13 protein-coding genes and 2 riboswitches are annotated in these 12,137 nt (G+C 39.2%); of the genes, 2 read left to right on the plus strand and 11 right to left on the minus strand.

Annotation, left to right across the window (positions count from 1 at the left end):
- Positions 1-49: 49 nt before the first annotated feature.
- The 5 genes from eat to thiT all read right to left on the minus strand — a co-directional run bounded on the left by eat (position 50) and on the right by thiT (position 5,729).
- On the minus strand, positions 50-1,399 hold the full coding sequence (gene eat, locus ACNHOZ_RS06860; RefSeq protein ID WP_048019249.1) for an ethanolamine permease: 1,350 nt from the start codon (positions 1,397-1,399) through the stop codon (positions 50-52).
- A gap of 21 nt (positions 1,400-1,420) precedes the next feature.
- Positions 1,421-2,134, minus strand: a complete 714-nt coding sequence (eutC, locus tag ACNHOZ_RS06865; protein WP_048019248.1) for an ethanolamine ammonia-lyase subunit EutC — start codon at positions 2,132-2,134, stop codon at positions 1,421-1,423.
- Positions 2,135-2,148: 14 nt separating this feature from the next.
- Positions 2,149-3,519, minus strand: a complete 1,371-nt coding sequence (locus tag ACNHOZ_RS06870; protein ID WP_048019247.1) for an ethanolamine ammonia-lyase subunit EutB — start codon at positions 3,517-3,519, stop codon at positions 2,149-2,151.
- A 26-nt stretch (positions 3,520-3,545) separates the two neighbouring features.
- Positions 3,546-4,964: an ethanolamine ammonia-lyase reactivating factor EutA gene (locus tag ACNHOZ_RS06875; protein WP_255901131.1), complete on the minus strand. Its 1,419-nt coding sequence runs from the start codon at positions 4,962-4,964 to the stop codon at positions 3,546-3,548.
- Positions 4,965-5,120: 156 nt separating this feature from the next.
- Positions 5,121-5,729, minus strand: a complete 609-nt coding sequence (gene thiT / locus ACNHOZ_RS06880) for an energy-coupled thiamine transporter ThiT (protein WP_047751853.1) — start codon at positions 5,727-5,729, stop codon at positions 5,121-5,123.
- Positions 5,730-5,761: 32 nt separating this feature from the next.
- Positions 5,762-5,862, minus strand: a riboswitch (TPP riboswitch).
- A 174-nt stretch (positions 5,863-6,036) separates the two neighbouring features.
- Positions 6,037-6,221: riboswitch (Lysine riboswitch) on the plus strand.
- A gap of 102 nt (positions 6,222-6,323) precedes the next feature.
- Here thiT and ACNHOZ_RS06885 point away from each other — a divergent pair.
- On the plus strand, positions 6,324-7,763 hold the full coding sequence (locus ACNHOZ_RS06885) for an amino acid permease (RefSeq protein WP_047750873.1): 1,440 nt from the start codon (positions 6,324-6,326) through the stop codon (positions 7,761-7,763).
- 36 nt (positions 7,764-7,799) lie between these two features.
- Here ACNHOZ_RS06885 and ACNHOZ_RS06890 read toward each other — a convergent pair whose 3' ends face one another.
- The 5 genes from ACNHOZ_RS06890 to ACNHOZ_RS06910 form a co-directional block, all read right to left on the minus strand.
- Complete coding sequence (locus ACNHOZ_RS06890; RefSeq protein ID WP_033579111.1) at positions 7,800-8,168, minus strand: hypothetical protein; 369 nt, start codon at positions 8,166-8,168, stop codon at positions 7,800-7,802.
- 103 nt (positions 8,169-8,271) lie between these two features.
- Positions 8,272-8,763: a GNAT family N-acetyltransferase gene (locus ACNHOZ_RS06895; RefSeq protein ID WP_275211087.1), complete on the minus strand. Its 492-nt coding sequence runs from the start codon at positions 8,761-8,763 to the stop codon at positions 8,272-8,274.
- 94 nt (positions 8,764-8,857) lie between these two features.
- On the minus strand, positions 8,858-9,442 hold the full coding sequence (locus ACNHOZ_RS06900; protein WP_063248105.1) for a cysteine hydrolase family protein: 585 nt from the start codon (positions 9,440-9,442) through the stop codon (positions 8,858-8,860).
- A gap of 21 nt (positions 9,443-9,463) precedes the next feature.
- Positions 9,464-9,772, minus strand: a complete 309-nt coding sequence (locus ACNHOZ_RS06905) for a cupin domain-containing protein (protein ID WP_013057236.1) — start codon at positions 9,770-9,772, stop codon at positions 9,464-9,466.
- Positions 9,747-10,514 carry a YqcI/YcgG family protein gene (locus tag ACNHOZ_RS06910; RefSeq protein ID WP_275211086.1) on the minus strand — a complete coding sequence of 256 codons (768 nt, stop codon included), beginning with the start codon at positions 10,512-10,514 and terminating at the stop codon, positions 9,747-9,749. The genes ACNHOZ_RS06905 and ACNHOZ_RS06910 overlap by 26 nt, the downstream gene beginning before the upstream one ends.
- A gap of 152 nt (positions 10,515-10,666) precedes the next feature.
- Between ACNHOZ_RS06910 and ACNHOZ_RS06915 the strand changes: the two genes are divergently transcribed.
- Positions 10,667-11,308, plus strand: coding sequence for a LysE family transporter (locus ACNHOZ_RS06915; protein WP_033579115.1), 642 nt, complete (start codon positions 10,667-10,669; stop codon positions 11,306-11,308).
- Here the strand turns inward: ACNHOZ_RS06915 and ACNHOZ_RS06920 are convergent.
- Positions 11,294-12,115: an alpha/beta fold hydrolase gene (locus ACNHOZ_RS06920; RefSeq protein ID WP_275211085.1), complete on the minus strand. Its 822-nt coding sequence runs from the start codon at positions 12,113-12,115 to the stop codon at positions 11,294-11,296. The genes ACNHOZ_RS06915 and ACNHOZ_RS06920 overlap by 15 nt on opposite strands.
- Positions 12,116-12,137 lie beyond the last annotated feature (22 nt).

Genomic DNA, 12,137 nt, shown 5'->3' on the forward strand with positions numbered 1-12,137 from the left:
TTAATTTCACAAGAAAAACGGCTTGCCTTTACAGCAGCCGTTTTTCTTCTTATTTAATAGATGCTTCTTGATATGAATTGGATGCCTCTTTTTTAAGCTGTCTTGAACCATAAAAAACATAGTAAATAATTGAAAGAAGGAAAATGCCAAGAATCACATACATTAAAGGTAGAGAAACACCAAACAGCATTAAACTTGTTGTAAGCACACTGTATTTTATAATGCTGTATAAGCACAGAATACCTAATACTAAAGCAACGCTTGGCACTACCGGGTAATTTACTTTAAAAGGACGAGACAAGTTAGGTTCTTTTTTGCGTAAAATAAAAAGAGAAACTAAACTGATGCAGTACATCATCATTGCTCCGAATACAGATAAGATAATAAGGGCATTGGCAAACGTGGCAGATCCAGCGCAAATCACACCGATTGCTCCCGGAATCAACAAACCGCCGACAGGAACTCCTTTTTTATTCGTTTTAGCAAGAAATTTAGGGAAGTAACCATCTCGTGCAAGCGCATAGGTTTGTCTTGAAAATCCCATGATGATTCCATTTAAACTAGCAATCAATCCGAATAGCCCGATAATAGCAACAACGGTTGAAATGCCGTTTCCATATACAGAAGACAGTGCCTGCGGAAGTGGATAATCGGCTAGCTTCCCGCTTCCTCCGCCAAGTCCTGCTGTTACAAATAGTGTAAACAACGTTGCGGTTGCAAGAGTAATAATCGCTCCAATAAATCCTTTAGGAATGTTTTTCTTAGGGTTTTCCACTTCTTCCGCTGCCATTGCTCCGCCTTCTATTGCAAGATAGAACCAAACAGCGAATGGAATAGCCGCTAGTACCCCTGTTGGCCCGTTAATAAATGAATGAGCGTTGAAAATATTTGATGTTTGTACATGAGGCAAACCAGCTACATAAAAAATAGATAAACCAATTAGTGCAACAATGGTAGCTGTAAGCTCAATCACCGCTACTTCTTTTACCCCGATTAAATTTAGTAAAACAAAGAAAATAAAGGCACCTACCGTTGCATATACAGGGTTAACGGCTGGGATAAGAAAGTGCAGGTATGCTCCTGTTGATACCGCAATAGCAGGAGGAGCAAAAATAAATTCAAGCAAGCATGCAATTCCGGCGATATATCCGCCGAAAGGTCCAAGTGCTCTTCTTGCATAAGCTGAAGGTCCACCAGCTTGCGGGATAGATGTTGAAAGCTCTGCATAGCTGAACATAAACGTTGTGTAAAACACGGTTACAATTAAGGTTGCAATTGCAAGTCCGATAATCCCGCCTTGTTCAAACCCGTAGTTCCACCCAAAGTATTGTCCTGAAATAACCATACCAACTGAAATAGCCCATAAATGAATAGGTTTTAATTGTTTTTGTAACGCCATACGTTCTCCTCCTTTTGATGTTTAGACAATAAGATGTACACCGCTTGTTTGCTGCTTAATCATTTTGTCAATCATGGTACCGATATGTGCGGCTGCCTCAATAGGAGGCGTTCCTCTTTTATGAATATTAGAAATAACCATACGATCAGACTCTTTTTTTCCTTTGCTAGGTTCATAGCACATGTAAGCACTCATGGATTCAGCACTGACCAGCCCAGGTCGCTCTCCAATCAATAGCACAAGTGCTTTTGGCTTTATGATTTCACCAATTTCATCCATACATGCAACTCGTCCTCCTTTTACAAAAAACGAAGTCCCGATACGAAGTCCATATGACTCCAGTGAATCAATTAAAGCAGGATACACGTCGCTCATGTTTTCTTCAATTGCCTTAGCACTCAGTCCATCTGATACCACTACTTGTACATCAGGCTGCTGCACGCAGTTTTTTAAAATCTCTTTCTTAGCGTCATCTGCTAATAACCTCCCTTGATCCGGCCGTTTTAAATAATGTTCTTTTGACTCCGCGCGTGTATTCACAGAAAAAAGGTTAAACTCAGATAGAATATCTTCTGAAACTGAGCCGTATACAGAGTCTACGGCTGCGGCATGATCTGTGCGAAAAGATAAAACGTCTTTTGTTAGCGGCCTTGTTCCCGTACGGCCAACACCTATGCGGGCAGGGGTAAATTGTTTAAGTGTTTCAAGCGGATTGCGATTTGACTTTGGTATCATAGTAAGCACCTTCCTTAAATCAAATTCATAAAAATAGTTGGGTCTCCAGCTCTTGATGTGAAGCGTCCGTTTTCCATAATACGCTGATCTTCAAGCCATTTTTGAAATAACGGCGTTGGGGTACGACCGAGTACATTGCGCACGGTTGCGATATCATGATAACTAAGAGACTGATAGTTTAGCATGCAGTCATCAGCCATGGGCACTCCTATTACAAAGTTCACCCCAGCTGTTCCTAGAAGCATACTTAAATTATCCATATCGTTTTGATCAGCATCCATGTGGTTGGTGTAACATACGTCTACTCCCATAGGTAAGCCGTGCATTTTGCCCATAAAGTGATCTTCTAGCCCAGCTCGCAGGACTTGTTTGCTGTTATATAAATATTCAGGTCCAATAAATCCAACAACCGTGTTAACTAAGAAAGGCTTGTAGTGGCGAGCTAAGCCGTAGCATCTAGCTTCGAGCGTTACTTGATCAATATTATAGTGGGCTTCTGCTGACAATTCAGAACCTTGTCCTGTTTCAAAATACCAGCGGTTCAGACCTTTTGCTGTCCCTTTTTCATGAATTAACGCTGTCGCTTCATCGAGCATAGACAGTGAAATCCCAAATGAATCATTACCGGCTTCTGTGCCTGCTAAACTTTGGAAAATCAAGTCAGCAGCTGCTCCTTTTTCGATTGCTCTCATTTGGCTCGTCACATGTGATAATACACAGTTTTGAGTAGGAATTGACCATTCGTTGATTATATTTTTTGTTTCATTTAAAAGCGCGTAGATATTATCCGTTGTATCAATAACAGGGTTAATTCCGATAACCGCATCTCCAATTCCATAGCTTAACGCTTCGTAGAGAGATGCTCTCATTCCTTTTAAGTTATCTGAAGGATGATTAGGCTGGGCTCTTGAAGCCAATACGCCTTTTTGACCGATAGTCGTTTGACAAGTAGTTTGCACTTCTATCTTGGCAGCTCCTTGAATTAAATCTAAATTGGACATAATTTTAGTAGCTGCCGCAATCATTTCGCTGTTTAATCCCTTGCTAAGCGCAAGAAGGTCTTCTCCGGTATGCTCATCAGATAAGATGTATTCTCTTAACTCCCCTACTGTCCAATTTTTAATAATGTCGTAAACCGATGAATCAATCTGACTTTCGATTAATGCCGAGACGTTGTCTTCATCTGCGCTTAGCAGCGGGTAATTTCGAATATCAGCAAGTGTGATATCAGCTAGCACTTGTTTGGCTGCCATACGTTCTTTCATTGACTCAGCGCTAACTCCTGCGAGCTGATCTCCAGAACGTTCTTCGTTTGCTTTGGCCATAATTTCTTTCAAGCTATAAAATGAAAATGTTTCTCCTAACAACCGGGTAGTTTTAAACATCGTTTCCTCCTTGTATGTTCAGTTGATTATGATGAAAAAGCGAGTGTTTTAATCGAAACAGAGATTGCCTCTCCAGCTACGGGTAACCCTAGATCGATATAATCTCCGTGGGTAAAGTCAATTTGATCTAAACAAATAATTTCTAATTCGTTCTCCTGTTTGGCTAGTGCTTGTCCTAAAGCTTTAGCAATATCCTGCTCGCATAAAACAACGAGGCACTTAGCTCCTTTAAAACAAGCACCAAATTCAGCGCTTATTACTTTTGCTAATTCTTGCAGCATTCTATAGCTGCAGTAAGGGAAATGAGATAAAGCAATAGCAACGGGAGGATCTTCTGCGCTGAAAACAGTTGAAGCCTGCATACATGCCGTTCGAGCTCTTTCTTGAAACAGCTGCGGATTCCACTCCTCCTCTTGCTGTACGGGTATCTCTATAATCGGAATATTTTTTAGCGGCAGCCGCTTTGATTCAATGTATACGGTTGATCCACTAACTTCTGTATTTTGCATACCAGCTCCAATGACAGTGGCTCGCGTTGTTTCAGCGGCTTGAGATACCTGTATGGCTTGAAACTGATAAGCTAGCAGCGGACCAATGTCTCCGTGTATGGCCACTTCCTTCACTGTTTTTGGTTTCTCCTTCTCTATCATGGCTCCTACTCCTCCCGAGACCATGATTGTCTCTGGCCGAGTAGAAGATCTTGTATGAGGGGAAACGAGCAGCAAAGAGGTTTGCTTCAGTGCGCTCACATAATCCACGGTTTCTTTAGCTAGCAATTTGCAAATAGACGAGAGTTTTTCAAATGTTGCTTTTTCGCCTTCTTGAAGCATCAGAGAATTATTTTTTAAAAATTCAGTTAAATAAGACGAAACGTAGGTAACAATACCATCTTCGTTTAGCCGAATTAATCTTCCGCCTACATGCAGGGTAAACGTTTCAATCACTTTTCCATTTTGACATAAGGCGATGTTAGCAGTGCCTCCACCTACATCAATGTTGGCAATCACTTTATTGGTTTCAGCAGAATGTTCGATTGCTCCCGAACCTTTTGCCGCTAACATTCCTTCTAAGTCAGCACCAGCTGTTGCAACAACAAAATTCCCAGCGTGTTCAGCTAGATAGTGAACGATACTCTCTGCATTTTGCTTCCGAGCCGTTTCTCCTGTGATGATCACAGCACCCGCCTCCACCTGATCTAAGGAGATCCCTGCTTTTTTGTACTCTTTTTCTAGTAATAGCGTTAACCTCCGAACATCGATTTCAACCTCGTTTACCATAGGTGTTGTATAGATGGAACTTGCATACGTTACGCGACGATCAATAATTTGACAGCCTGGCAGCGTAAACTGATTTTGTTGATTTGCTATTAACAGTTTGCTTACAATCAGTTTTGTTGTGCTTGTTCCAATATCTAAACCTATGCTCGTGATCCATTTCTGTAGCATACGATCAATCCTTTATCTCGTTTGAATATGTTGACTATCATAAAACAGTTTTTTGAATATTTCACTAACTATGTTATCAAACCTGACACACTTTTGTGTAAACAAAGGTGACAAATAAGAAAAAAGACTAAATCTTGGCAGATTTAGTCTTTTTTCTTATGATGAGTGTGATTTAGTTACAATCATTCTTGATGCCGATGGAATTAACAATGAAAGAATGACTAAGCAGGCTATTAGTGATCCTACCATTGAAATCCCGTTCATTGAAAAAGAATACCATAGAGCGGACATGCCCTTTGGCGCATATGACCCCCAGAAAATAATACCAGCAATAAAGTGCCAGAAATAACGTGCGAAGCTGCCGATAATAAGAGATAAAACAATTAAAACAAAAGCTTTTGATCTGTTATTGGTAGCTAAATTTGTTTTAATAGATTGTGAAAAAATACCTCCAAAACCTATAAAAGCAAAAGCTACAATATATTCAATAAATGTTTGTAGCGCTGTTAAAATATAAGCTGTTCCTGTCGCTAACTGCAAAAGCCCCCATAATAGACCGGATAGAGCCCCGCCTTTTACTCCCCAGCGAAAGCACATAATAAAAATGGGCACCATGGAGAACGAAATGCTCACAGCCGTCGCAATTTTAATTGAAGGCAAAAGGTCAAGTAGAAGTGCCAATGCTGCAAAAATAGCTATTTCAATTTTAGCCTGTAAAGGTAATGCTTTATTCACGTTTCTCACTCCTGTTTTTGAATCATTCATATCAAACGGTTTACACAGGAGTAAGCAAATATATGCTACTATTCCCACATTCCTACGCTAGCGTTAACTAACAGGTTCGAAGGGTCTGAACATTTCGTTCACTCTCAGCACGGCGGCTCCCCCTGTGGTACGTTTGGATATTTATGTAGTATAAAGACAATGTTTATTATACCATACGTAACAAAATAGATTCGAGAGATTTCAAAGATGTTTCTATTTTCTGAATCTATTTTTTATAATGACAATCGTTTTAGTATTTGTTATACTTCTTTTATGTCAATTGAATATAAAAAACCCTCATCCTAATCGATGAGGTAGAGGTCGCAGTTTTTAATAGTAAAGTAACGGAAATGCAGAGAACATTGAGGATGTTGCTTGAAAGGAAAAATTGCCGAAGTTTAAATCACTTCTCGGTTGATTTAAGCTGGGGCTGTCTCCCAACAGGAACAGAACTGTCACATCATGCGAGTGATGTGAAGAGCTATCTTCACGGAAGGTTGACGCGGTTTTCAGATTTAAAAGCGCGCACATATACTGCGGGCTTTTTTTATGTTATCCCGTCTCTTTCCGTACATTCGAAAGGAGTATTTATCTATGCAAGAGCAGCAAGAATTAAAACGTGGGTTGAAATCTCGCCACTTAACGATGATTTCATTAGGAGGAGCCATCGGAACCGGCTTATTCCTAGCAAGTGGTGGAGCAATTCACACAGCAGGACCTGGGGGAGCGCTTTTAGCTTACGCTATTATTGGCGTAATGGTTTACTTTTTGATGACCAGTCTAGCAGAGCTCGCAGCTTATATGCCTGAAGCTGGTTCATTTAGTACGTATGCGTCTCGTTTTGTAGATCCATCCTTTGGTTTCGCTCTCGGCTGGAACTACTGGTATAACTGGGCTATTACGATTGCAGCTGAATTATCTGCTGGAGCCCTTATTATGAAATTTTGGTTCCCGAACTCTTCTTCTATTTTATGGAGTGCCCTGTTTTTATTAATTATGTTTGGGCTTAACTACCTTTCTGTAAAAGGATTTGGTGAATCTGAATTTTGGTTTTCGTTAATTAAAGTAGTAACGGTTATTATCTTTTTAGTTATTGGTATTATGATGATTTTTGGTATCTTTAACAATGAAGCACCAGGTTTTAAAAACTTCACGCTTGGTGATGGACCGATTCACGGTGGATTCTTCACTGTACTAGGTATCTTTATGGCAGCTGGTTTTTCATTCCAAGGAACAGAGTTACTTGGAGTCGCAGCTGGAGAAAGTGAAGATCCGGAAAAAACGGTTCCTCGCGCAGTTAAACAAGTCTTCTGGCGCATCTTGTTATTTTATATTTTAGCTATTTTTGTTATTGGAATGCTTATTCCATACACAGCGAATTCATTAGCAAGTGATGACGTGCGAGTAAGTCCGTTTACTTTAATATTCGAACGAGCAGGTCTGGCGTTTGCAGCATCAGCGATTAATGCCGTTATTTTAACAGCTGTTTTATCTGCTGGTAACTCAGGCATGTATGCTTCTACGCGTATGCTGTGGAACTTAGCCAAAGATGGAAAAGCACCAAGGTTCTTAGCAAAAGTGAATAAACGAGGCGTTCCAGTTAATGCCTTAATCGCAACGGCACTTGTCGGTACACTTGCATTTGGTGCTTCATTTTTTGGAGACGGTGCGGTATATACGTGGTTACTTAACGCTTCTGGTATGTCTGGTTTTATTGCTTGGTTAGGAATTGCGATCAGCCACTATCGTTTTAGAAGAGCATTTGTTGCTCAAGGTCATGATTTGAGTGAACTTCCATATCATGCAAAACTTTTCCCATTTGGCCCTATCTTTGCCTTTATTTTATGTGCCGTTGTTATTTTAGGCCAAAACTATTCGGCGTTTATGGGTGACTCGATTGACTGGTACGGTGTACTTGTTTCTTATATCGGACTGCCTTTATTCTTAATTGTTTGGCTAGGATACAAATGGACGAAAAAGTCGAAGCTTATCCCGTTAAAAGAATGTCAAGTAACAGTGAAAAAATACGAATAAAAAAAGCTCTCTATTCTTTTGAATAGAGAGCTTTTTTTATATGAGCTGATCGGCAAAATGAAGAGATATATAAGCGGGTTGGTTTTTCATAACAAGCATATAACCTTTGAGGGGACGGTTATAGTAATCAGCAGCTTCGATATAATAAATACGCTGAATTAACCTGCTTAAATGAGTTGCAAAAGATGGAAGTTGGTGATTAGGAATGGTTTGGATGTAGTCTATGATTTCTTGTTTAGTTTGAAGGCCTGAACGGGTACATTCTAACAGATGAAAAAGCGGATCTGCTGCTATAGTAGATAGTTCAGAATTGTGTTTGATTCTATTCAGCTGGATATGCAGTTCTTTTTGGGACCATCTTTTCGGCACAGCTCTTAGATGTTGATATTGAAAATGTGTACTCATGATAGCTAACACCTTTCGTATTAAAATAATAAAACAACTTATTATTTTAATAACCTTTACACATGAAACTAAAACGTTACAATGTGTAAAGGCGTCATACATCTTATAAAATAAGCTGATAAAAAAGTACATCTTGCCACTGATCAAATTTCCAGCCCACTTCTTTAAACTCTCCGCAAAATGTAAAATTAAATTGCTCATGCATTTTGATACTGATATCATTTCCTTTTGTAATTCCTGAAATGACAACGTGATGGTCGAGCTCTTTAGCTAATTCCAAAATGCGCTTCATAAGCTGTTTCCCAATACCATGCCCTTGTTGATTTTTATCAATATAAATCGATAGCTCTACTGTTTGAATGTACGCTTCTTTATCTCGATACGAGGAAAGCGAAGCATAGCCCGCTACTACTCCATCTTTTTCCGCGACAATAAGTGGAAAAAGTTCATTGCTAATATGACTATTAAACCAGCCCCTTCTTTGTTCTACTGTTACAGGCGTTAAGTCAAAAGTAGCAGCACTTGTTTGAACGGACTGATTATAAATTTCAACAAGCATAGGTAAATCTTCTTCTTTAGCATAACGAATGATCATATGTACAAACTCCTTATAGTATAGAATTATCTTTATTTTACTTCTTTTAAGAAACATAATCTACATAAAAAACCGATGTGCGCATGCACATCGGTTATTGGTTTTGGGCATATTGAAAGGTTTGAAGGACTTGAAGAGTCTCTTTTGTAGAAACGACCGTTGCAAACTCTCCGTGCAAGGAAGACAGTGCGAATGTATGTACATCTTCTGCAAGAAGTCTGGTTTTTCCATCGTAGGACATACAATCAAAACAGGCCGTTGCATCGTTCGCAACATACGTCCTATACCCTAGATTTCCAGCCATGCGCGCAGTCGTAGAGACGCAGTGATTAGTAGTTAGTCCTATTAAGATAAGCGTATCATAGCCATTTGCTTTTAAATAGCTATCTAGCTCTGTTCCAATGAAACAGCTGTTCACGTGCTTGCGAATTAAGTATTCGTCTTCTTGTGGACCAAATCCTTCTTTGAATTGAAACCCCTTTGAACTTGGATGTAAAGGAGAGTCTGGATTTTCTGATGCATGCTGCACGTGAATGACAGGATAGTCTTGGCGCCTCCATGCTTGCAGTAGCGTCAGCATATTCTTTTCTGCATCTAAATTGTTTCTTTCTCCCCACTGGGGTGAATAAAACCCTTCTTGTACATCGATAAGTAGCAACACTGGCCGGGAACGTAGCATAAGCATCATCTTCTTTCGTCTTTATTTTAAAATGGAAATAACGTATGTGCATCCATCAGGACCGGCTTTTGAAGAATGAACCGTTTGTTTCGGTAAATGTATCCGATCTCCGGCCTGACATAGAACCGTATCACGTTCAACTGTAAAGTAAATAGATCCTTCAAGTATATGAAGAATTTCATCAGTTGGATGCGTATGAGACGGATGTGTTTGAAAAGCAATATCATGCTGTACTTCAACGTATCCAGTATACGCCGGAAGCAGCTCTTTAATTACTTCTTCAAACTTTCCGCCAACTCCTTTTTTAATAGAGGCTTTTTTTACGTCCATGCTGCTCACTCCTTTTTAATTTAAATGGACACTGTCCAGTAGTATTGTTATTATCATCGTGTAAAAAATATTGCTTCCACTCTCTGTTTTCCTGCTGTCCATACCAGCCTAACTCAGGGTGAGCTGATACGTCATCATATGTTTTTAACCGATCGCGGACGACTTTTTGTACATGCTTCCCTATTTTTGAATCTCCTGTCATACCTTCAAACACCCACCGCGGCTGAAATGTAATCATAAATCCTCTGCTCTTACGGCTTTTACGTAGAGAATGAGCAGGCGTATTACAGACGACAAAAATAGGTTCTCCGTGAAAACAAAATTCCCATAATGCATCTTTTGGGTCTTTCGGAATATCTTGCGGCCATTTCTTTTGATCAATTTGATGAATAAACGTCAGCGTATCCCAAAACATCGTTTCGTACTCTTCCATTGACCGTTCTTTATGTTCAGGCTTAAAGAATAACACAAAGGATGTATAGCGACCTATGGTCTTAAATGTATCTATGTATTCTCTAAGTGCCGCCGCTGCATGTTTAATATCTTGATAGTTATAAGGAGTCGTCACAAATGAAAAACGCAGTAAATCTTTTTTAAAGCCTTCCACCCCTAATATACAGGGAAATGGATTTTCTTCTGATAATATATCGCTTTGGAAATATTGAAAAGCATCTTTCCCCCAGAACGGGACATGCGTTGACTCTAAAATCTCATTAGCTCGAAAAAGCATTTTTGATGCCATTAAAACCCTCCTTATGGAACTCAACGTTACATGTGTATTAAAAAAAAGAAAGTTTATGAGTATTTTTAACTAAATCTCGCTTCTAAATTATAAAATTCTAATCTATATATATATAAGCTACTATTGGACAAGTTAGAAAGGAGGCTGTGTTTGTGGAGTGGTTTTTGATTGCTATAAAACAAATAATTCTAGGTATTAGTCTCGCAGCACCGGTAGGTCCAATTAATATAGAGATGATTAAAAGAGGTCTGACAAAAGGATTTTGGGCTTCTTGGCTAGTTGGTTTAGGAGGAATGACAGCCGATATCTTATTTATGCTTCTCATTTTAATAGGGTTAACCCCTTTTGTTCAGATGCAGGCTGTTACGGTTGTCCTGTATGCAACGGGTTTTGTCATGCTCACATTTGTTGGCTTTCAAAGTATGAAACAAGCTGTCTCTCGTTCCTTTTCAGTAGATGTAAATAACCCTTCTGCTAAAAAAGATAAGTCGTTTTTTACAGGTTTTTTTATTGCTCTTATGAACCCTTTAAATATTGTGTTTTGGTTTGGTGTATTTGGATCAAGCTTAAGCGAAAGCCTTCAAAGTCAAACGTGGCTATCCGTCTTTTTTCATAGCTTCTTTATTATTTTTGGCATCATTCTTTGGAATTTAAATATTGCGAGCAGCATTCATTTTACAAGAAAATTTATCACGCCTAAGCTTTTTCGCCTCATTACGTTAGGTGCTGGTTTTTTACTTTTTTTATTTGGCTGCCAATTCGGTTTTAAATGTGTATCCTTACTTATCGGCTGAGCTTTTATTGATGAGTTCAATAAGGGTGTCATTTACTTTCTCACGTTCATCATAAAAAAGACCGTGTCCACTATTTTCAAATGGGATCAGTGTAGAAAATGAAATGTGGCGATTCATTACTTTTGCAAGATCAAATGGACAAATTTGATCTTTTTTTCCGTGTAATATATATGTCTCAGCGAAAATTTGACTCAAATCTTCCCGTAAGTCTTCGTCTCGTAAAGACACCGCAGTTTTAATCGTTCCATGGCCAGATGCCTCTAAACCTAAATCTTGAAACCATCCTCTAAAAGCTGCGCTGACAGGCTGATTAAAAAATTTGTTCCCAAAGTCTTCAAGCATGTTAGGACGATCTCTATACGTATTTTGAATAATTGTATTTACTTCTTCAGAAGGAAGTCCGTATGGAAAATCAGTTTTTTGAATAAAGCTTGGAGCCGCTGCCCCTAATAAAATTAACTTCTTCACGCCATATCCTAAGTGTCTACTCATATATCGAATGGCAATGGCTCCCCCCATAGAAAAGCCTACTAGCGTATAATTTTTAAGTCCTAATTTTTCTACTAACATACGAATATCATCCGCTAATTGATTGTAAGAATAGCCGGTGAAAGGCGTATCTGATTTTCCAAATCCCCGAAGATCAGGAGCAATACACCGAATACCGCAGGCCGGCAGCGTTGTAAATTGGCATTCGTACATTTTAGCGTTAACAGGCCACCCGTGAAGGAAAAGAACGGGTTCCCCTTTTCCAATATCCCGAACAAAAAGTTTAGTCTTAGGAGTTACGTGAATAAAATAGTTCATATATAACACCTCCTAGATGTTC

The sequence above is a fragment of the Priestia sp. D51 genome (assembly GCF_053345675.1).